At 72.2% G+C, this 21,472-nt stretch carries 18 protein-coding genes; 14 read left to right on the top strand and 4 right to left on the bottom strand.

The window, feature by feature from the left end:
* The coding region (locus IF23_RS0129100) for a hypothetical protein (RefSeq protein WP_030288974.1) at positions 1–504 on the top strand (504 nt) is incomplete at its 5' end.
* 239 nt (positions 505–743) lie between these two features.
* Here the strand turns inward: IF23_RS0129100 and IF23_RS0129105 are convergent.
* The 3 genes from IF23_RS0129105 to IF23_RS0129115 all read right to left on the bottom strand — a co-directional run bounded on the left by IF23_RS0129105 (position 744) and on the right by IF23_RS0129115 (position 3,260).
* Complete coding sequence (locus tag IF23_RS0129105) at positions 744–1,514, bottom strand: IS5/IS1182 family transposase (RefSeq protein ID WP_030288975.1); 771 nt, start codon at positions 1,512–1,514, stop codon at positions 744–746.
* A 191-nt stretch (positions 1,515–1,705) separates the two neighbouring features.
* The gene (locus IF23_RS0129110) at positions 1,706–2,914 is read right to left on the bottom strand and encodes an MAB_1171c family putative transporter (protein ID WP_030288977.1); all 1,209 of its coding nucleotides are present in this window, start codon (positions 2,912–2,914) and stop codon (positions 1,706–1,708) included.
* Positions 2,907–3,260: a hypothetical protein gene (locus tag IF23_RS0129115; RefSeq protein WP_051739969.1), complete on the bottom strand. Its 354-nt coding sequence runs from the start codon at positions 3,258–3,260 to the stop codon at positions 2,907–2,909. Before IF23_RS0129115 ends, IF23_RS0129110 begins: the two co-directional genes overlap by 8 nt.
* Positions 3,261–4,238: 978 nt before the next feature.
* Between IF23_RS0129115 and aac(3) the strand changes: the two genes are divergently transcribed.
* The 13 genes from aac(3) (at position 4,239) to IF23_RS32295 (ending at position 19,418) form a co-directional block, all read left to right on the top strand.
* Complete coding sequence (gene aac(3) / locus IF23_RS0129120) at positions 4,239–5,108, top strand: aminoglycoside 3-N-acetyltransferase (protein ID WP_030288980.1); 870 nt, start codon at positions 4,239–4,241, stop codon at positions 5,106–5,108.
* A gap of 334 nt (positions 5,109–5,442) precedes the next feature.
* Entirely contained in the window at positions 5,443–6,450 is a 1,008-nt protein-coding gene (locus IF23_RS0129125; RefSeq protein WP_030288981.1) for a zinc-dependent alcohol dehydrogenase, read from the top strand.
* Between the two features lie 55 nt (positions 6,451–6,505).
* Positions 6,506–7,780: a DegT/DnrJ/EryC1/StrS family aminotransferase gene (locus tag IF23_RS0129130; RefSeq protein WP_030288983.1), complete on the top strand. Its 1,275-nt coding sequence runs from the start codon at positions 6,506–6,508 to the stop codon at positions 7,778–7,780.
* Positions 7,781–7,869: 89 nt separating this feature from the next.
* Positions 7,870–9,009, top strand: coding sequence for a 2-deoxy-scyllo-inosose synthase (locus tag IF23_RS31685; RefSeq protein WP_157848101.1), 1,140 nt, complete (start codon positions 7,870–7,872; stop codon positions 9,007–9,009).
* Between the two features lie 72 nt (positions 9,010–9,081).
* Positions 9,082–10,329: a glycosyltransferase family 4 protein gene (locus IF23_RS0129140; RefSeq protein WP_157848102.1), complete on the top strand. Its 1,248-nt coding sequence runs from the start codon at positions 9,082–9,084 to the stop codon at positions 10,327–10,329.
* Complete coding sequence (locus IF23_RS0129145) at positions 10,326–12,131, top strand: ABC transporter ATP-binding protein (protein ID WP_051739971.1); 1,806 nt, start codon at positions 10,326–10,328, stop codon at positions 12,129–12,131. Before IF23_RS0129140 ends, IF23_RS0129145 begins: the two co-directional genes overlap by 4 nt.
* A complete protein-coding gene (locus IF23_RS0129150; protein WP_078654347.1) occupies positions 12,131–14,038 on the top strand; it encodes an ABC transporter ATP-binding protein in 1,908 nt (635 codons plus the stop codon). Before IF23_RS0129145 ends, IF23_RS0129150 begins: the two co-directional genes overlap by 1 nt.
* Positions 14,039–14,057: 19 nt before the next feature.
* Complete coding sequence (locus IF23_RS0129155) at positions 14,058–15,698, top strand: GMC oxidoreductase (protein ID WP_051739972.1); 1,641 nt, start codon at positions 14,058–14,060, stop codon at positions 15,696–15,698.
* Between the two features lie 24 nt (positions 15,699–15,722).
* The gene (locus tag IF23_RS0129160; protein WP_030288997.1) at positions 15,723–16,619 is read left to right on the top strand and encodes a radical SAM family protein; all 897 of its coding nucleotides are present in this window, start codon (positions 15,723–15,725) and stop codon (positions 16,617–16,619) included.
* Positions 16,616–17,311: a histidine phosphatase family protein gene (locus tag IF23_RS32290; RefSeq protein ID WP_030288999.1), complete on the top strand. Its 696-nt coding sequence runs from the start codon at positions 16,616–16,618 to the stop codon at positions 17,309–17,311. The genes IF23_RS0129160 and IF23_RS32290 overlap by 4 nt, the downstream gene beginning before the upstream one ends.
* Entirely contained in the window at positions 17,308–17,580 is a 273-nt protein-coding gene (locus tag IF23_RS0129170) for a DUF6137 domain-containing protein (protein ID WP_030289001.1), read from the top strand. Before IF23_RS32290 ends, IF23_RS0129170 begins: the two co-directional genes overlap by 4 nt.
* Positions 17,573–18,661: a glycosyltransferase gene (locus tag IF23_RS0129175; protein WP_157848103.1), complete on the top strand. Its 1,089-nt coding sequence runs from the start codon at positions 17,573–17,575 to the stop codon at positions 18,659–18,661. Before IF23_RS0129170 ends, IF23_RS0129175 begins: the two co-directional genes overlap by 8 nt.
* A 4-nt stretch (positions 18,662–18,665) precedes the next feature.
* The gene (locus IF23_RS32295) at positions 18,666–19,418 is read left to right on the top strand and encodes a PIG-L deacetylase family protein (protein WP_051739973.1); all 753 of its coding nucleotides are present in this window, start codon (positions 18,666–18,668) and stop codon (positions 19,416–19,418) included.
* A 29-nt stretch (positions 19,419–19,447) separates the two neighbouring features.
* Here the strand turns inward: IF23_RS32295 and IF23_RS0129185 are convergent, their stop codons facing one another.
* Positions 19,448–21,418: a hypothetical protein gene (locus tag IF23_RS0129185; RefSeq protein ID WP_157848104.1), complete on the bottom strand. Its 1,971-nt coding sequence runs from the start codon at positions 21,416–21,418 to the stop codon at positions 19,448–19,450.
* Positions 21,419–21,472: the final 54 nt, after the last annotated feature.

A 21,472-nucleotide genomic window follows, 5' to 3' on the forward strand; every position in this document is an offset into this window, starting at 1 on the left:
CAGCTCGACAAGCTAGCCGGATTCATCGCCACGCCTGTTTCCGTTCGTCGTGGTTTGATGGCGCGTCTGCACTACCTCACGCGTTCTGATCATGCGCGTGCTGCTGCGCGGGAGGCTGGGTTGACGGTGACGGATCGTACGGTGAAGGCGTGGCTTGACGGGAAGCGTGCCCCGAGTCGGCGCAACCTTGCTCGGATCGAGGAGGCGTACCGGACTGTGCGGCGGAAGAATGTGGCTCGGTACCTGCTGGGTCGTCTGAACCGTGAGGGGCGGGGGACGCGGGTGGAGTTCCATCCGCTGAATCAGTCGCAGGTCAGTCGTCCTCATCAGCGTGTGGTGGCGTATCGGGTGCTGAATGTACGTCATTGGGATGCCGTGGTCCGGGCATGGGCGGACAGTGATGACGATGCGCTCGACCGTGCCTGGTTCGACGACATCACCATCGAGCTGGGCAGCGACTATGGCGCGTACGAGTACGTGACCAACATCGGATTCGCCGCTTGAGTCCCCGGAAGGGATTTGATGACCCATCCGAAGACTTCCATACTGGGGAAAGTAGCCTTGAAATTCCAATAGAGAAAAAGGCATGAGAGCTTACCCGGAGAACTAACACCCCGTTACCTATAGCTTTGACGCCCTGCCGAATACGCGGAGAGCCGCTCACAAAGCACAGCCCCACCCCGTAGCTAAGGGTTGTCCCGTAAATGATCTCGGTCGTGCCTGATGGCCTGCTGGTTTCTCCGTCACCCGGCGAGGGTGAGGTTGTGCAGGCGGGCGATGCCGAGCATGGCGTGTTGGACGCCGTTGCCCTTGAGGCGGCAGTCGCGCAGGATCTTCCAGCTCTTCATGCGGGCGAAGGCGTGCTCGACGCGGGCGCGGACCTTGCGATGGGAAGCGTTGTGTTCCTCTTTCCAGGCGGGGAGTTCGCTCTGGCCTTTCTCGCGGCGGTGCGGGATGACCAGGCCGGTGCCCCGGTAGCCACCGTCCGCGATCACCATCGTCTTCCCGACGGCGTCCTTGGCGCCGGACAGCTCCCACGCCTTGCAATCGTTGCGGTTGCCGGGCAGTGGCCGGCCGACCGCGACGACGAGCTGGGTGTCGGCGTCGATGACGACCTGGTGGTTGGTCGAGTACCTGTAGTTCTTCGACTGCTCGGCGATGGTGTGGTCCCGGGTGGGGACGAGGGTGCCGTCCACGATCAGCACGGTGTCCTTGCGGAACCGTTTGCGCTGCTGGAGCGCGAGAGCCGGACCGAGGTGATCGATGATGCGGTCCGCAGCCGACTTCGACACCCCGAACAGCGGCGCCAGCTGCCGCAGCGTGAGGTTGGTTCGCCAGTACGCGGCGACCAGCAGGACCCGGTCCTCCAGCGGCAGGCTCCACGGCCGGCCCTTGCGGACGGGGTCCGCTCCCTCGTGCCGCAGCGCGGTGATCAGCTTGCCGAACTGACGTGGGCTCAGCCCGGTGAACGGGGCTATCCAGGACGGCTCCGACGCCGCGATCACACCAGACACAGCCAGATCATCTCACCCGTGACCAGCAGTTACGGGACAAGCCTTAGGTGACCAGACAGATCGGCTCCAGGAGCTCGAACATGCGACGGGCGACTCGGCTCATGGGGCCCATCATGTCAGCGGGGGACGGTGACGGGGGCGGTACGGGCCAGGGAGTCCGGCCTCTCTGACCGGCCTCGGGATCTCGGCCGTCAAGCAGCCCGGCTGTCGGGCATGGCCCCGTGCCGCTGTTCCTCGGCCTTGAGGAACGAGGTGACCAGGGGGGAGCGGAAGAAGCGGGACAGGTGCAGAAGGAAGTCCACCTCCTCGGCCATGTCGTCGCCGCCGCTCTCGGGCAGTCTGGAGGGGCGGCCCGGTGTCATGGCGCCCGAGCGTTTGTTCGCCATAGCTGCGCCGGCCCAGCACGCCGTCACCGCCGCTTCGGCCGATGCGTCCGTGATCCGGGCGGCGCGCACGTGTTCGCGGGCACGGTCGAGACTGCCCGCAGGGGAGAAGTTCTCCAGCGCCAGCAGGGCGTCCCGGATCTCGATGGCGCGCCGGTACAGCCGGAGGTCCGAGTGCCGGACCGCGCTCAGCAGGTCCACGGCGCGCGAGCGGGGACCGTCGAGTGTGACTTCCGGTGTGACGTGGACGAGCGTGCGCCACAAGGGATGGAGACGGTACATGACGGCCATGTTCCGCAGGGTGCGCAACGGCCGGCGTAGCAGCGGGGAGGCGGCGCCCGCCGCCATGAAGGTCGCCTCCGCCCCGGAAACCGCAGGGAACAGGTGCGGAATCGCGGCGTTGCGGGTGAAGACATGGGCGAGGGAGAGCGCCATGAGCAGTGCGGACAGGAACAGTCCGGTGCCGAGCAGCAGCAGCCCGGCCCGGGTGACCGCATGGGTCACGCGCCGCCCGGACCTCCAGCACACGACGACGCAGGCGGTGTTCGCCGCCAGGTGGTAGGAGAGCAGCACGATCCAGTACATGGTGTCCGGAGTCTCCGCCTGGGAGGGGGGGCTCGGCACCACGTGCCTGACGTGCGGCGGCGAGAAGACGCACAGCGCGACGAGTCCGGCCAGCGTCAGGGCCGCGGTGCCGAGGATGACGGGCCGCGTCCGCCGCAGCCCGACGATCGCCGAGATGAACTGGAACACGGCGGTGGCGGCCAGCAGCCCGACGATCTCCTTGAACAGGCACACGGCGTGCGAGGAACCGCCCAGCGCCGCCTTCGCCAGGAGCGCGACCTCCGGAACCTGAAGGGTCATCGCGACCGAGGCCAGGCCCACCGCGAGCCACAGGGGGCGCTGCTGCGGCGTGCGGACCGCGACCGGCGCCCGCAGCAGCGTGACGATCCACATCAGCGCGATGCCGAACCATTCGGCCTGCTCGAAGAGACCGTTCGGCCAGTGGTCAGTCACGGGTGATGCCCAGGGCTCGTTCGGCCCGTTCCGTGGCCGCGCACCGCGGACCACGGCCCCGTGCCGTGGCGTGCGTCCTGATCAGGCTGGCGAGCATCTCCGCCTCCTGCTCCTGGCACGTCGAGTAGTTGGTACGCGCGAGCAGGCGCTGGACGAGGCGGGGACTGAGGTCGGGCAGCAGGGCACCGATACCGCCGTGGTCACCGTCCCCCAGCATCTGGTGGTCGAAAAGCAGATGCCCGATCTCGTGGAGCACGATGTGTTCCTGGTGCAGGGGCGAGGTGCGGGCCTCGAAGAATATGTGGTCGTCCGTCTCGGTGGACAGCCACAGTCCGCACGCCTCCATTTTCGTGATGTGCGTGGGTAACGCGTGTAAATGGAGCGGACGTTGGCGCTGTTCGGAGAGGTTCCGGCAGAATTCTTCGGCGGAGAAGGGGCTCGGTAAGGGGAGGTCGGTCAGCTTCGACCGGCACCACCGACGTAATTGGGAATACCTGTACAGCATGTGGAGGTCTGTCACTTCTCTTGTGAGGGGCGGCGTGCGGCGCTACCCCGTGCTCCGGTGTCTGGTACCACGATGCGGTCCCGGCCGGCCGATCACGGTCCGTCCGGGGTGGTGCGGCGCGAGGTCCGGGGACCCTCAGCGAGGCGGGCCGCGCAGCGCATCGGGAGAGGTGGCCCAATGATCGGTGTGCAGCCGCGCGGCCGGAACGTCCGTCGCGGCCGGGGCGATGGCGCGGCCGGGCGTGCCGCGGTGCGGCAGGAGCAGGGACCGGGTGTACGGCTTGTCCCGGTGCGGCGCGTGGTCCTGGGCAAGAGCCCGGGAAAGACGGGGGGCATCGGGCGACGCGGGGTCTGTGGAGGTGACAGCGGGAGCCGTGCGCCGGAAAGGGGAGTGCCCCACTCCGTCGGGGTGGGGCCCGGCTGCGCGGAGCCGACCAGTACGCGGTCCGGCTGCGGAGTGACCGCGCGAGCGGGTTCCCGCGATGACCGGTGCCGGGACCCCGGATGCGCCACCTCGCTGTCGCTCATGCGTCGCCCTTCTGGTTCTCCGCCGGGGAGTTGGCCCCTCGGCTGAAGCAAAACGTCTGTCACCGTACGATGCCGCGGAACCAGTCGCCACAGTTTGGTGTGGTTTGCGCCAACTCGCTGACCGAATATGCCCCTATCACCTGCCCACGGCCCCCTCGGCCGCCCGGGGTCCGAGGGGCCTGCCGGAGGGCTCAAAGGCCCTGTGGCGTCGGAGAGCCCAACGGCCCTGTGCCATCGCAGAGTCCGACGGCTCGGTGCCGTCGGCGCGTCCGCTGCGGATAGGTTCCCGGCCATGGATGAACGTGCACTGCTCGAACGCTCCGGCGGCCCGGTGACCCGCGGCCGGCTCGCCCGGGATCTGACCGCCCTCGGCCTCCGCGCGGGCGACGTCGTGATGTTCCACACCGGACTCTCCGCGATCGGCTACGTGGCGGGCGGCCCGCAGACGGTCGTCGGAGCGCTGCGCGACGTCGTCGGCGGCCGCGGCACCCTCATGGTGACCTGCGGCTGGAACGACGCCCTGCCCTACGACTTCACCCAGTGGCCGCAGGACTGGCAGGACGCGCTGCGCGCGGAACACCCCGCCTACGACCCCGCCACCAGCGAGGCGGAACACAACAACGGCCGTCTCCCCCAGGCCCTGCTCCGCCTCCCGGACACGGTGCGCAGCCGCCACCCCGACGTGAGCTTCGCGGCCCTCGGGCCCGACGCCCGCGCTCTGATGGACGAGCACCCCTGGGACGACCCGCACGGCCCGGACAGTCCGCTGGCACGCTTGGTCACCCTGGGCGGCTGCGTCCTCCTGCTGGGCGCACCGCTGGACTCCCTGACCCTTCTGCACCACGCCGAGGCCCTGGCTGACGCCCCCGGCAAGCGGTTCGTGACGTACGAACAGCCGGTCCTCGTCGACGGCGAACGGGTCTGGCGGCGCTTCACCGACATCGACTCAGAGGACGGCGCCTTCGACTACTCGGGCATCGTGCCGGAGGGCGCGTGGCCGTTCGAGGTCATCGCCCGGGAGATGCTGGCGGCGGGAATCGGGCGGCGAGGCACGGTCGGCGCGGCCGAGAGCCATCTGTTCGAGGCCGCGGACGTGGTGCGGTTCGGTGTGGCCTGGATCGAGGGGAAGCTGGGCGGGAAAGCGGTGGCGCCCGGCGGGTGAGTGAGGGGGGCGAAATGTCAGGCGCCCTCGGCTACGAGACTGCCCGCTCAACTGCCCCTGCCAGCACGTGGTGTCCCGTCCGTGAGCCGCGTATCCGCCCCACCCCGGCCCGCTGTCGTTGACGCGTCGACGACAGCGGGCCGCGTGACGTCTCCGGTCCCCGCCCGTGCGTCCTCCACGCTCCTCAACCTCCTCGGGTCCGCTTTAGTTGACAACCGACCCACAAGCTGGCGTACGCTTCCCGGGCACTCCATTCGCTAGAGCGGACGCTACTCGTGACGCCCGACACCCGTTCGGTCCCCTGGACACGGAGGTCTGCACGATGAAAGCCCTGATGTTCAAAGCTCCCCTGCAGGCCGTGCTCACCGAGCGCGACGTGCCGGAGCCCGCGCCGGGCGAGGCGCTCGTACACCTCGCCTACAACTCGATCTGCGGCAGTGACCTCTCCTTCTACAAGGGTGTCTGGCACGGCTTCACCTACCCCGTGGTGCCGGGGCACGAGTGGAGCGGAACCGTGGTCCAAGCCGGCGGCGACGCCGGTGAGCTGGTCGGCCGCAACGTGGTCGGCGACCTCACCGTCGCCTGCGGAAGCTGCCGGCACTGCACAGTCGGCAAGCCCACCCTCTGCGCCGACCTCCAGGAACTCGGCTTCACCAGGGACGGTGCCTGCGCCGAGTACATGACCATCCCGACGGCCAACCTGCACCGGCTGCCCGAGGGGCTCTCGCTGCGCGAGGCATGCCAGGTGGAACCGCTGGCCGTGGCGCTGAACGCCGTCGACCGACTCGCCGTCACCGCCGGCGAGAAGGTGGCGATCACCGGCGCCGGCGGCATCGGACTGCTGCTCGCCCAGGCCGTCCGGCTGCGCGGCGGCGAGGTCACCGTTCTCGCCGAGCCGGTGCCCGAACGCCGCCAGGCGGCCCACGCGCTGGGCGTGCCGCACACCGTCGGCGGCGACCCCGGTGAGCTGGTCGGCTTCGTCGAGAAGCACCCCGAGGCGACACCCGACGTCGTCCTGGAGGCATCCGGATACCCGCTGGCGGTCCAGGAGGCCGTGGAAGCCGTTCGCTCTGGCGGACGCGTCGGGCTGATCGGCTACCGCATCGAAGAAGCCGCGGCGATGGCGCCCCACCACATCGTGGTCAAGGTCCTCTCGCTCCAGGCGTCGATGGGACCGGGGGACCGGTTCGGCGAGGCCATCGAGCTGCTGGCCGCGGGCACGGTCGACGTCGACGCGCTGCTGAGCCACGAGTTCGGCCTCGCCGACCACGCGCGGGCGCTGGACGTGGCGCTGCGCCGCGCCGACGGCAACACCCGCTCGTACTTCAACCTCCGCGCCTGACCCGGCCGTTCTCCCGCACCGCACCCCCAGCCCCGTGCTCAGGAAGGACGAACAGATGACCCGTTCCTTGGCCGTGCAAGGCGGCAGCCCGGTACGCACCCGCCCCTGGCCCCTGTGGCCGCAGTCCGCCCCCGGAGCCGTACGGGCCCTGGAGGGGGTGCTCACCTCCGGCCGGTGGTCGATCAGCGGCCCCTACCAGGGCACCGAGTCCCAGGAGCGGCGCTTCGCGCGGGCCTTCGCCGCGTACAACGGGGTCGAGCACTGCGTGCCCGCGGCCAGCGGCACCGCGAGCCTGATGCTCGCCCTGGAGGCGTGCGGCATCGGGGCCGGTGACGAGGTCATCGTCCCCGGGCTGTCCTGGGTGGCCTCCGGCTCGACCGTGCTCGGCGTCAACGCCGTACCGGTCTTCTGCGACGTGGACCCCGACACGCTGTGCCTGGACCCCGTCGCGGTGGAGAGCGCCCTGACCGAGCGCACCAAGGCGATCGTCGTCGTCCACCTGTACTCGGCGGTCGCCGACATGGACGCGCTGCGCGCCCTGGCCGAACGCCACGGGCTGCCGCTCATCGAGGACTGCGCGCAGGCGCACGGCGCGGAGTACCACGGCGTCAAGGTCGGCGCGCTGGCCACCGCCGGCACGTTCAGCATGCAGCACAGCAAGGTGCTGACCAGCGGTGAGGGCGGTGCCGTCATCACCCGCGACGCCGAGTTCGCCCGCCGCGTGGAGCATCTGCGCGCCGACGGACGCTGCCTGGCCGGGCTCCCGGTCGACACCGGGCGGATGGAGCTCGTGGAGACCGGCGAGCTGATGGGCTCCAACCGCTGTGTGTCGGAATTCCAGGCCGCCCTGCTCGTCGAACAGCTCGGCGTGCTCGACGAGCAGAACGAGCGGCGGCGGCGCAACGCCGCGCTCCTGGACGAGCTGCTGGCCGACGCCGGCTACCGGCCGCAGAGCACGTCCGCGGGCACCGGTAACCGCACGTACTACACCTACGCCGCCCGGCTACCCGAGGGAGAGCTGACCGACGTCGGCCTGGCCGCCGTCACCGACGCGCTCACCGCCGAGCTGGGGTTCCCCATCGCCTCGTGCTACGCGCCGATCACCCGCAACCGCCTGTACGACCCCAGGAGCCGCGGCCGCTTCGCGCTGGGCGTCCAGCACGAGAGCCGCATCGACCCCAAGGGCTTCGACCTGCCCGTGTGCGAGGAAGCGGCGCGGCGCACCGTCACCGTCCACCACGCCGCCCTGCTCGGTGACGAGGGCGACATGCGGGACATCGCGGCGGCCTTCGCCAAGGTCGTGCGGCACGGCGCCCAACTGACCGGCTGAAGGCGGCGGGCCGGACACGGCCCGCCGGAGCAACCGTCCCGCGACCCGCCCACGAAAACGGGGAGACCATGCACGTCACGGCCATCACCATGGAAGACACGAGCTTTCCCTACCGGCTCGGGACCGAGTGCGTCGAGGAGATCGTCGCGCGCCTCGGCGAACGCACCGCCAGCCGCTACCTCGTGGTGTGCGACACCACTGTGGGCCCGCTCTACGGACGCGACCTGGCCGACCGGCTGGAGAAGGAGGCCGGCCCCGCCGTGCTCCTGACCCACCCGGTGGGCGAGATCCACAAGCACATCGGCACCGTCGACGCCCTGGCCGAGCAGGCCCTCGCCGAAGGCGCGGACCGGCGCAGCGTCGTGGTGGCGCTGGGCGGCGGCATCACTGGCAACATCGCCGGGCTGCTGGCCTCCCTGCTCTTCCGCGGCATCACGCTGGTGCACGTGCCCACCACCGTGGTGGCGATGCTGGACTCGGTGCTCTCGCTGAAGCAGGCGGTCAACGCCAGTTACGGCAAGAACCTCGTCGGCACCTTCTACCAGCCCGCCGAGGTGCTCGCCGACACTGCGATGCTGCGCACCCTGCCCGTGCGGGAACTGCGGTCGGGCATGGGCGAGGTGGTCAAGAACTCGCTCGCCATCCGCCCGTCGATGATCGAGCGGCTCTCCGCCGAACTGCGGCCCGACGCATACTACGAGGACGCCGCGATGCGGTGGATCATCGAGGAGAGCGTGGCCGCCAAGGCGCAGGTCACCGGCGCGGACAAGCACGAACGCCGGGAGGGGCTCGTGCTGGAGTACGGCCACACCACCGGGCACGCCATCGAGCACGCCGCCCGGGGCGAGGTCGCCCACGGTGCGGGAGTGGCCATCGGCATGGTCGTGGCGGCCGAGGTGTCCCGTCGGCTCGGGCACGCCTCCGCGGACCTGGTCGGTCTGCACCGCGAACTGGTCGCCAAGGCGGGCCTGGAGGCGGCCGTACCGGCGCAGGTGGACCCGGCGGAGGTGAAGAACTGGCTCACCTACGACAACAAGCGCGGCTATCTGCCCTGCCCGCCCGACACCACTCCCATGGTGCTGCTGTCCGGCCCCGGCCAGGCGCTGCGCACCGTCCAACTCCCCCTGGTGCCCGTCCCGTTGGAACTGCTGGGCCAGGCCGTCGACACACTGGCGGCGCCCGCACGGCAGGCGGCCGCCACCGTTCGCCTCTCGCCCGCCCCCGCTTGACCGACGGCGGGTCACGCCCCCGCCCCCCTTCCGCCCGCCGTCCGTTTCCTCTCGTGTGGAGTTGTAGTGCGTGTGCTGCGGCTGACCCCGTTCTTCCACCACGACCAGGTCGAGAGCTGGCCCGCCGAGTACGACGCCGTCGGCGGGATGCAGGTGCAGATCCTGCGGCTGTCGCGCGAGCTGGCGGCCCGCGGCGTCGAACAGCAGGTGCTGACCGTCGGTTTCCCCGGCCTGCCCAAGCGGCGCCTGGACCGGCCGGGGCTCGTGGTGCGCGTGACCCGCGCCCCGCTGCCCCCGATCCGGTCGCAGCTCACCGGCCTCGCCGGGCTCAACCAGGCGTGGCTGGCCGGTGCGCTGGCCGCCTGCGTACGGCTGCGCCGGCGCTGGCGGCCCGACCTGATCCACGTGCACGCCGACGGGCAGCTCTGGGCGCTGCTGGCCGGGCCGCTGGCGGCGCGCGTCATGGGTGTGCCGTACTGCCTGACCCTGCACTGCTCACGGCTTTCGGTGTATGAGCCGATGTCCCGGATCGACCAGCTCCAGCACAGGCTGGTCCGCGTCGTCGAACGTTACGCGGTGCGGCACGCGGCCCGGGTCTCGGCGCTGACCTCCCGTACCGCCGGTGTCGTCGCCCGCGCCCTGGCGATGGATCCCGAGCGTATCGACATCGTCCCCGACTCCGTCGGCGACCTGGCGCCCCGGCCCGCCGAGGAGGTGGCCGGACTGCGGCGGTCGCTGGAGATACCGGACGGCACCGCCGTGATCGGCTACGTGGGGCGCGTGGCGCACGAGAAGGGCTGGCGGGACCTTGTCGCCCTGGCCCGCCACTGGCAGACCCTGCCCGGAGCCAAGCCCGCCGTGTTCCTGGTGGTCGGTGACGGGCCGCAGCGCGAGCGGATGGGCAAGGCCGTCGCCGACGCCGGGCTGACGGACCAGTTCCGCTTCACCGGGTTCCTGCCGCACGCCGACATCCCCACCGTGATGACGGCCCTGGACGTACTGGTCATGCCGTCCGCCCACGAGGAACTGGGCGGCAGCGCCATCGAGGCCATGATGTGCGGCACGCCCGTCGCCGGCTACGCGGTGGGCGGACTGCGGGAGACCGTGGGCACGGTCACCCCCGAACTCCTCGTGTCGCGCGGGGACGTGGCCGCGCTCACCGAAGCCGTCCGCGGCGCGGTCGACGACGCCGACGCTCCCCGCGGACGCGTGACGGGCGCCCGTGAGCGACTGCGCGCCGCCTACGGCAGCGGGTCGGCCACCGACCGGGCGCTGGAGCACTACGCCCACGCGCTGCGCGCCGCGGGCAGCGCGCGATGAGCGCCCCCCTCGCCCGCACCGGATCGCTCCGGCGCTGCGCCCGTGGTCTGCGCCCGCACCGCTGGCTCATGGCCGGGGCCTGCGCCGCCGCCCTGGGCTCGATGTTCGCCGGACTGTCCATGCCACTGGTCGTCCAGCGGCTGGTGGACGGCCCCGTCGCCCACAAGGACATGGCGGCACTGCCGTGGACCGTCGCCGCCTTCACGCTGCTGGGCGTCGGGGAGGCCGTACTCCTCGGCGCCCGCCGGCTGCTGGTCGTACGGCCGTCGACACGCCTGGAGACGACGCTGCGCGCGGACCTGTTCCGCCACGTCCAGCGGCTGCCCTCCTCGTTCCACACCCAGTGGAGTTCGGGGCAGCTCCTGTCCCGGACGGTCTCCGACATCGCCGAGCTGGGCCGCTTCTTCGCGTTCTCCGCGGTGTACCTGATGGTCAACACGGCGGCGCTGCTGGCGGGGCTCGGAGTGCTGGCCTACCTGTCGCCCTTCCTCGCGCTGATCGTGCTGGTCACGTACCTGCCGATGGTGGCCGCCACCATCGTCTTCGAGAAGCGCTTCCACGTGGCGGCCCGCTCCGCCCAGGACCAGAGCGGCGACCTCACCACCACCGTGGAGGAATCGGTCCTGGGCATCCGCGTGCTGAAGGCGTTCGGCCGCGGCCCGGAGACGGTACAGCGCTTCACCGCGCAGGCCCGCGCGCTGCGCGGCACCGAGCTGCGCAAGCTGTCACTGACGGCCGCGCTGTGGTGGCTGATCACCGCCCTGCCCGAGCTGGGCATCGTGGCCCTCATGGGATTCGGCGGCTACGGCACCGCCACCGGCAGCCTCACCCTGGGCACCCTGATGGCCGCGATCACCGTGGCCACCTACATGCGCTGGCCGGCCGACACCCTGGGCTGGCTGATCGCCGACGCCAGCACCGCGGCGTCCGCCGCCGACCGGTACTGGCAGCTGCGGGACGCCCCGCTCGCCGTACGCGAACCGGCCGCCCCCCGCCCGCTGCCCCGCCCGCTGCGCGGCGAACTGCGCGTCGAGGACGTGCACTACCGGCTGCCGGGCGCGCCCGAAGCCGTACTGCGCGGCATCGACCTCACGGTACGGCCCGGCACCACCCTCGCCCTCATCGGTGCGACCGGCTCCGGCAAGTCCACCCTCGTCTCGCTGCTGTCCCGCCTGGACGACCCCACGCACGGCCGGATCACCCTGGACGGCGCCGATCTGCGCGACCTCTCCCTGGACGCGCTGCGCTCGGTGGTGACCTGCGCGTTCGACGACCCGGTGCTGTTCTCGGGGACCGTACGGGACAACGTCGCCCTCGGCCTGCCTCCCGAGGAGCACGGCGACGCCCGGATCTGGGAGGCGCTGCGCCTGGCCCACGCCGCCGACTTCGTCGCGGCGCTGCCCGAGCAACTCGCCACCCGGGTCGGCGAGGAGGGGGTGGGGCTGTCCGGCGGGCAGCGGCAGCGGCTGGCCCTCGCCCGCGCCGTGCTGCCCCGCCCCGCCGTCCTCGTCCTGGACAACGCGCTGTCCGCCCTCGACGTACACACCGAACGGGAGGTGGAGGCCGCGCTGCGCACTGTGATGGCCAAGGTCACCACCGTCGTCGTCGCCCACCGCCCGGCCACCTTGCGCGCGGCGGACCAGGTCGCGCTCATCGCCGACGGCCGGGTGGCCGCCACCGGCACCCACGACGAACTGATGGCCTCCGACGAGCACTACCGCCATCTGCTGCGCTCCCCGGTCAACGACCTGGTGCCGGACGGACCGCCGGGCCGGGACCCCGCACGGAAGGTACGAGCCTGATGCCCGAGGACCGGCAGCGGAACGATACGGCCGCCCCCGGAAGCACGGCCACCGGACCCACGCCCGCCCCCGCGCCGGACGTGGACCACGCGGCGCACGAGGCCGACGGCAGGCCGGACGACCGGCAGTTGCGCACCCGGCGCAACCAGATGCTGCGCGCCCTGCTCGGGCCCGAGCGGCGCCGGCTGACCCGCGCGGTCGCCCTGGCACTGCTGGAGAACGTCTGCGCGCTGGTCACCCCGCTGCTGATCGCCGCCGCGATAGACCGGGGCGTCCCCGCGGCGGCGGACGGCCGCTGGGGGCCGCTGACCGCCTACGCGGCGCTTGCGCTGAGCGCCGGCCTGGCGAGCGCCACCCTGAAGTACGGCTTCCTGCGCTACTCCGGGAACATCGCCCAGACCCTGCTGTTCCGGCTGCGCTGCCGCACCTTCGCGCACGCCGTGCGGCTGCCGCTGGCCTACCACGAGTCCGCGCCCTCAGGCAGCGTCGTGGCCCGTCTCTCCAGCGACGTGGAGTCGGTGGAGGAAGTACTGGAGATGGGCCTGGACGGCCTGTTCTCCGCGCTGTTCTCCATGGTCGGGACCGTGGCCGTGATGCTCTGGCTCGACCTGCCGATGGCCGCCGTCGTCCTCGCGCTGTTCCTGCCGCTGTACCTGCTCACCCGCTGGTTCCGGGACCGCTCGCGCCGCGCCTACCGGCGCACCCGGGGCGTCACCGAGCAGATCGTGCAGCACACCGGCGAGACGTACAACGGCATCCGCGCCGTGCAGGCGTTCCGCAAGGAGGGCGAGAACAGCGCGCGCCTGCGGGAGCTGGACACCGGCTACGCCACGGCACGCGCCGCCTCCGGGCGGGTGAGCGCCGTCTTCAGCGGCGGCGTCAAACTGATCGGCAACCTCTCGCTGGCCCTGCTGCTGGCCCTCGGCGCAATCCGCATCGCGGACGGCCACCTGGAGGCGGGCGCGCTGACCGCATTCCTGCTCTACGTGCACCGGCTGTACGACCCGATCGACGAACTCGCCTCGTTCGCCAACGCCTTCTCCGCGGCGTCGGCCGGCCTGGAACGGATCGGCGTCCTCTTCCACACGCCCGACACACTGCCCGAACCCGCCCGGCCCCGGCTGCTGCCGGCGGTGCCCGCGCCCGGCCGCGTCCGCTTCGAGAAGGTGCGCTTCCGCTACACCGCCGCCTCCCCGCACGTCCTGGACGGGCTGGACCTGGAACTCGAACCCGGACGGACCGTCGCTCTGGTCGGTACGACCGGGGCGGGCAAGTCGACCCTGGCCAAGCTGCTCGCACGGCTGTACGACCCGACCGGCGGCCGGGTCACCCTGGACGGCGCCGACCTGTGCGAGGTGGCCGACGCGGAACTGCGCTCCGGCATCTGCATGGTTACCCAGGAACCCTTCCTCTTCTCGGGTTCCGTGGCGGACAACATCGCCCTGGGGCGGCCGGACGCCACCCGCGCGGAGATCGCCGCGGCGGCCGAGGCGGTCGGCGCGCACGACTTCATCAGCGGCCTCGCCGAGGGGTACGACACCGACGTCCGCAAGCGCGGCGCGGGACTCTCCGCCGGGCAGCGCCAACTCGTCGCGCTGGCACGGGTGATGCTGGCCGCGCCCCGCGTGCTCATCCTCGACGAGGCCACCTCCAGCATGGACGCCCCCACCGAGCGGGCCGTGCACGCGGCCCTGCACCGGGTGCTCACCGGCCGCACCGCGCTGATCATCGCCCACAGCCTGACCACGGCCGCCATCGCCGACCGGGTGCTGGTCCTGGAGAACGGCGCGGTCGTGGAGGACGGGCCGCCCGCCGAACTGGCCACGGGCGACGGCCCCTTCGCGCACCTGTACTGCGGCTGGCTGTCCGCCACCGGCGGGCGCCCCCACCACCCCGCGCGCCACTGAACGAGAGGCTCAACACACCATGGAGCACCTACGGGGACCCTCGCCACTGGCGAATCCCGGCGCCCGCCACCCCGAATTCCTGGGGCCCGCGCACCGCGACGGCTTCGGCGACGAGGCCGAGGACCGCGTGTGGGACGTCTGTGTCATCGGAAGCGGGGCGAGCGGCGCCGTCGCCGCGGACCGACTGGTCCGTCAGGGACTCGACGTCCTGATGGTCGAGGAAGGCTTCCGGCTCGCCGGGCACGTGGACCTCGACGAGGCCGAGACACTGTGCCGGCAGGCGGTCGCGCGCGACGACGAGGGCCGCTGGACCGACGACGGCTGGCCGTGGACCACGTCCAACCTCGGCGGCGGCTCGGTCTTCTACGGCGGGGCCTCGTTCCGCTACCAGCCCTTCGACTTCGACCCGAGTCGGCTCATCGACGCCGGTGACACCGAGGTGCGCTGGCCCTACACCTTCGCCGAGCTGGCGCCCTACTACGAAGTGCTGGAACGGCGGCTGGGCGTGTGTGGCGGCCCGCCGGAGGAGGGCACCGGCGGCACCCGGCACAGCCGCGGTCCGGCCCACGAACCGTCCGCCGCCGCGCGGGTCCTGTACACGGCGGGAGAATCCCTGGGCTACCGGCCCTTCCCCACGCCGCTGGCCATCAACAGCTTGCCGTACCAGGGACGCGCCGGATGCGACCGGGTCTCGCTGTGCGTCAGCCACGCGTGCCCCACCGGCGCCAAGGGCGATGTCGTCGCGGTCTTCCTGGCTCCGCTGGCCGCCCACAGCAACTTCACGCTGCGCACCGGCGTCCGCGCCGTACGCCTGGAGCAGGACCGCACCGGCGAGGTCTCCGCGCTGCGCTGCCTGGACCGTCTCAGCGGGCAGGCCCGCGCAGTGCGGGCCCGCGCCTTCGTCCTGGCGTGCAACGCGATCCAGACGGCGGCTCTGCTGCTGCGCTCACGCACGCGGTATTCGCCCTCCGGCGTCGGCAACCACTCCGGCATGGTGGGGCGTGGCCTGTGCGTCAAGCTGAGCGAGTACGTCAGCGGGGTCGTGGACGCCGCGCCGGAACTCCTGGCGGACCCGGACCTGCACAAGGGCCCCTTCTCCACCGTGGCGTTCATGGACCACTACCTGGACGCGGACTGCCCCACCGGCGTGGGCGGCCTGATCTACGAGTCCAAGCGCGACCGGGCGCCCAAGCTCGTCCGCGACGCGCTGGAGCTGCGGATCGAGACGATCCTGTCCGACCACCCCAGCCTGGACAACCGCGTCGGACTCTCCCGTCACGTGGACGAGGACGGCCTGCCCGCCGTCCTCATCGACTACCGCACCGACCCGCGCGACGTGGCACGGCTGCGCTACATGATCGGACGCTGCGAGCGGCTGCTGTGCGCCGCCGGGGCGGACGGCATCCGCCACAAGGCCACCGGATTCGCGCAGGGCAGCTCCCACCTGCACGGCACCTGCCGGGCCGGTGACGATCCGGCCCGCTCCGTGGTGGACGGCTGGGGCCGGGTGCACTCGGCGGACAACGTCCACATCGTCGACGGGAGCTTCATGCCGTACCCCGGTGGCCTCAACCCCACCCTGACCATCCAGGCCCATGCCCTGCGCACCAGCAAGGCCGTCGCGTTCCAGCTGGCGGCCCCGCACGCCGCCCATGTGTGAACCGTACGAGAGGACACCCCGACCATGACCACCGTGCAATGGCCGCCGCGCACCAAGCGTGTCCGCGCCTACCGGAACATCGTCATCGACGGCGCCTGCAACCTGCGCTGCACCTACTGCGAGGTCAAGGCGATCAAGGTCGACCAGCCGGCCACCAACGCCTCGCTGGACCGGATCTTCGCCAAGTACGAGCAGGACAACGTGCTGTTCAGGGTGGAGTCCAACGGTGAGATCTGCCTCTACCCGAAGATCCTGGACCACCTCCAAAAGCGCGCCGCCGAGGGCTGGCACATCGAGGTCCTGAGCAACGGCACCCGGCTGCCGCGCTGCCTTGAGGGCCGGGAGAACCTGATGTGGGTCTTCTCCGTCGACGGCCACACCGCCCGGATGAACGAGAAGCGGGGCCTGAGCCAGGAGCAGGTGGACCGCATCATCGACACCGCCGTGGAACTGGACGCCGAACTCCAGGCGGTCTACCACGACCAGACGATCGACGAGGTCAACGCGTTCATCGACGTGCTGGCCGAACGCGGCTACAAGGGCCTGCTGCACTTCATGCCGCTGCTCGCCTTCAAGGGGCAGCCGCTCCAGGTCAACCTGCGCTACGAGGACCTGCACCCGGCGGAATTCCTCGCCCCCGCGGAGTACTTCCGGCGCTGGAACCACATCCACGAGACGGGCAAGCGCAACGCGGTCTGCGACCAGATCACCAACGGCTACAACTACTCGGTCGCCGACGACCGCATCCAGATGGTCAAGTGCGACTGCTACTCGGTGCCCAAGCACCTCTACCACGACTTCGGCGAGATACGGGAGTTCGACAACTGGCCGTGCGGCACCTGCATCGCCAACCAGGAGTTCAACAACTCCCGGCCCCGGATGCAGGTTCCCGAGGGCCGCATCCCGCTGCCCCTCGTATGACCGGCACCGCCGACCCGCCCGCGACCCAGCGGTTCCTGCTCGTACGGCATGCCCAGGCCCAGGTCAACGTTCTGGCCGACGACGACCTCATGGACGGCTACGACACCGACGCGGACCTGACGCCGCTCGGGCGGGAACAGGCGCGGGCGCTGGCCGGACACCTGGCCCGGGACCACGCGTCCTGGCCGGGTCCGGCCGGCCCACGGGGCTGCCGGCTCTACACCTCTCCGTTGCGGCGGGCCGTGCGCACGGCCGAGGCGCTGGCCGGGGCGCTGGGACTGACGGCGGTCCACGACCGGCGTCTCGCGGAGGTGCGGGCGCCGCGCAGGTTCCCGCGCCCCCTGGCGGTACGGGAGTGGGATGCCCTGCTGGAGGAGCGGCTGCGCCACCCGGAGCGGGAGTTCGCCGGTGTGGAGAGCTGGGCGGCGCAGCGCGCCCGCGCCAGGGAGTTCCTGCGCGAGTGCCTGGCCGGCCCCGCCGCGACGGACTGCGTGATCGTCTCGCACGCCGAGACGATCCAGGCGCTGCTGCTGGAGTTGCTGAACCTGGGCGACGGGGTGCTGCGCTCGGCCCGTTTCAAGGTCAGCAACACCGGCGTCTTCATCGTGGACCGAATTCTGGACGGAACGGAGGAACCATGCAGTTCCCTGGTCGTGGCCAATTCGAAGAGCCATCTGGCGCGCACGGCGTGACGGGCGCGCCGTCGGCCGGCGCGTCCGGGGACCGCGTCCGGCTGCTGGTGGTCAAGTGCCTCAGCGACGAGACCGGCGAGGACCCCGACACGATCGTGGCCCGCGGCCACCTCGACGTGGGCGACCGCGACTACGCCAACATCGTCAACCGCATCGAGTCGTACTTCGACTGCTCGCTGGGCCTGCTGGCGGGCGGCAACCGGAGACTGGTCGTGGACGACCTCTGCGACCGGCTCGGCAGGCTGCCCGCGGAGGCGCTCCATGTCTGAGCCGATGACCATCCCGCCGGACGCGCCGCTGGACCCGCCGGGCCCGCGCCGCGCCCTGTTCGAGATCTATGACGAGGGATTCACCTGCGACACCTGGGGCGGGGTGGAAACCGCCCTGTGGCACCTGGTCGAGGGGGTGCGGGAGCTCGGCGTCGAGGCGGAGTTCTACCCCTGCGCGCAGGGCGCCGACCTCGACGCGCTGGCCGAGCGGGTGGTCCGCGAACGGGTCGACGCCGTCTTCCCCCTCGTGGAGAGTCCGCTGTTCGACGGGGGAGAGGACGCGGTGGCGGACGAGGGGCCGGACGTCCCCGAGCTGCGGCGGCGCGTGGTCCGGATCTGGCACGACCTGAGCCGCCTGTCGCCCGACCTGTCCACCCCGCCACCGTGCCCGGTGCACGCTCTCGGTGCGACGGTCCCGTCCGGCGGGCACTGCACGGCGGCCGACGCGTTCCCCGACGGCCCCACGCGCGAGGTGTTCCTGCGCGACCTGCCCTGGACGCGCTGCTTCGGCTCCCGCACGTACATCCCGTGGGCCGTCGACCACCTGCCGCCACAGGACCTGCGTGACCCCTCGGGCCCGGTGCTGCTCCAGCTCGGCAAGACCTCCGTGGACCAGGCGCGGGTGTGCCTGGACCGGCTCACCGGCGCAGGGGTGCCGGTACGCGCGATCTTCGCGACCTGGTCGAAGGAGGGGCGGGACGCGCGTGAACTCGTCGCGCCGTACGCCGCGTCCGACGCCGTCGAAGTGGTGGACTCCTACGACATACGCACCGAGTGGAAGCGGGTGTACGCGGGGGCGCGGCTGTTCGTGCTGCCTTCCGTCTTCCACGAGACCTTCAACTTCGCGGCGGCGGAAGCACTGCAGCTCGGCCTGCCCGTCGCCACGCTCGACGACTGCGGGGCCCTGGCCGGCTTCGCCTCGCTCCGGGCGGCGACGGTCGCCGAACTGATGGACGCCGTCGTCGCCCGGGGTGGGGCGGCCCGTCCGGCGCAGCGCCCGTGGACCGGCTGGCGCGAGGTCGCCCACCGGTACGCGTCGCTGATCGCCGCACCGCGCCACGCACCGGCGACGGGGGTGTAGCGCCGTGCCCGACCTGATCGAGGAAATCCGCCGCAACACGACCCTGTGGATCTCACCCCACCCCGACGACGTGGCCTACTCCTGCGGCGGTGTGCTGGCCGCGTGCGCGGGTTCCGCGCCGGGTCTGCTGCTGACCGTCTTCACCCGTTCCGCGTGGGCGCTGCCCAAGCGGCTGCGGGCGGCGGGCCCGGGCGTGATCAGCGCCCGCCGCGCGGAGGAGGAGCGGCGCTACTGCCGGGCCCGGGGCCTGGCACGCTACGTCCCGCTCGGATTCGACGACGCGAGCCTGCGCGGCTACGACGACGACACGGAGCTGACGGCGGACCCGGCCGCCGACCCGCTGCGCGACCGGGTCGCCGAGGCCGTGGCACGGGCGGTGGCCGAACTGCGCCCCACCTTGGTGCTCGCCCCGGCGGCTGTGGGCGGGCACGTGGACCACCGGCTGGTGCACGAGGCCGTGCGGCGGTCCGCCGGCGACGGCGTGCGGCGGCTGTACTACGAGGACCTGCCCTACGCCGCGCACCGTCCGCGGACCGCCACGGAGAAGGCGCTGGGGGAGGAGGGCCTGTCCTTGTACGCCGTCACGGACATTGAGCACGTCCTGCCTGCCAAGGTGCGCGGCATGTACGTCTACGGCTGCCAGACCGACGACGAGTGCGTCCGCGAGACGACGGGATACGCCCGCGAGGCGGCCGGCCCCGGGGACGGCACCCACGTGGAGCGGGTGTGGGCGCCATCGTCCGCCACGGCCGGATGAGCCGTCGCCCGCCCCGCGCGGCGGACCGGTCAGCGCAACCCGCCCACGTACCCTGCCAGTTCGCCGAGATCGCCCGCGATCCTGCGGACGGTGTCCGGCGTGGGCGCGGGGCAGCGCCGCAGCCAGCTCTTGACGTTCCACCACAGCGCGTCGCCCGCCAGATCAAGGGCGGCGTCGAAGGCACGGTCGTCGGCGACGGCCGTCCGCAGTGTGGCCAGGTCCGTCGCGTCCAGTCGGTTCTCGACGGCGAAGGAGGAGATCTCGGCCTCAAGGGCGCCGGATCCGCCCCAGATCCAGTCGAGCCCGAACCGGCGCACGACGGGCGGCGCGTCCGGCGCCGGGTCGGCACCGACCTGCCAGTGCCAGCCGTGGTGCGAGTACGGCAGCGAGGTACGGAAGAGGCGGGCTCGGGTGCCGCCGAGGGGCGCGCGGCGTGGCAGATGGCGGTCGAGCCAGCCGCCGTCCACCGGGAGCCGGCACGCCAGCCGGTCCCTCAGCCGGTCCAGAGCGGCGGCCAGCCGTTCGCGCGGCGCGTAGGTGACGGCGGGGTCCACCGGTCCCAGCCCGCCGACGTCGTCCAGCGCCCGCCAGTAGCGGACCACGGCTTCGAGGACCTGGCGGCGGTGCGGGGCGGCCATCCGCCGCAGCTCGGGCCCCAGCGGGCGCAGTCCTTCCTCGTGACCGGTCACCAGATAGCCGTCGAGGTACCGGCGGACGGGAGGCAGAAAGGCCCCCAGCGCTTCGACGGCTTCGGCGCCCTGCGCGCCGTGCGGGCCGGTGCCGATGAAGCGGAAGTGGTAGGCGCGGGGCCGGTCGCCCGGCACGGCGGGCTCCTTCGCCGCCAGGGAGAAGGGGGTGTTGCGGGGGCTGATGCGGACGACTCCCGTACCGGCTCCGTCCGCTTCGGTGGCTGTGGCGCTCCGTCCGTCCACCCCGGTCTCCGTGGCGCTACCTCCGTAGGCCTCGTGGAACGGCCCGCGGAACGGCGTCACCCGGAACTCGGTGGCGTCGGCGGGCATCGCGCCCCCGGACCGAGCACGGGCCGTCAACCGCGCAGCTTCGGCGGGAAGTTGCCACAGCCGCCCGCCGTCGGCGCGTACGGCACGGGTCCGGGTCAGCGCTCGTATGCCGGTCCCGTCCACGGCGTACGTGCGGCCGGGAGAGGCGAACACGATGTCGCGCGCCTCGGGGTAGCGCAGGGCCAGCGCGTCGCGGACCGCCCGCGCGGTGCCGCCGGTGTCCGGCTGGTCGTCGACGGCGACGACGACCGTGCCCGGCGGCAGTGCGGCGGGCAGCCGGCCGGTCTCGGCCGGGGCGAGAGCGATCCGGCCCGCCGTGCGCAGTGGGCGCAGCGTGGTCCAGGCGGCGGCCGTGCGCCCGGCGTTCGCCACGGCCGCCGCCCACAGCGGCGCGAGGTAGGAGCCGCCGGTGCGCACGCCCACCACGAACATCGGGGCGCGTTCCCCGGTGGCCGCCAGCCACGCGGCGGCCTGTCCGTGGACCAGGCCGATGTCGGCGAGGTCGTACCCGTAGCACTCCGGTGTCTTCCAGTCGGTGGCGTGCCGCAGCAGTGCCTCGGCCGCCGCGTCACCGCGCGCCGCGCCGGCCTGCCACAGTCCGGCGGTGAGCGCGGCGGTCCGCGCCATGGCGTGTTCCAGGAACTCCGGGCCGGGCACCGGCGCCGCGGGACGCTTCCCGAGCCCGGCGGCGAGAACCCCCGCGAGGTCCGCACACGCCCGTCGGACCTCGTCCAGCAGGACGTGCGCGGACGCGGGCGCGGTGGGGCACGCGGCGGTGTCGGCGAGCAGTTGCTCGATGGAGCAGGCACAGGCGTACCGGGCCTCGGCCCCGCCGTCCCGGATCGCAGCCGCCACGGCCGCGCGGCGCAGTGGAGGAGGCCCGGACGGCAGTTCGGTGATCGACGGCGCTCCCACACCGTCCGGCCGCCCCCCGCGTCCTTCCGTTGTCAGCTCCGCGGTCCGCGAGTTCGCCGTTTCCATGCATTTCCTCCCGCCGTCCGATTTTCCGTCCGATCTCTGGAACGACCGGCCGGA

It is taken from the genome of Streptomyces catenulae (genome assembly GCF_000718015.1).
Taxonomy (GTDB): Bacteria; Actinomycetota; Actinomycetes; order Streptomycetales; family Streptomycetaceae; genus Streptomyces; species Streptomyces catenulae.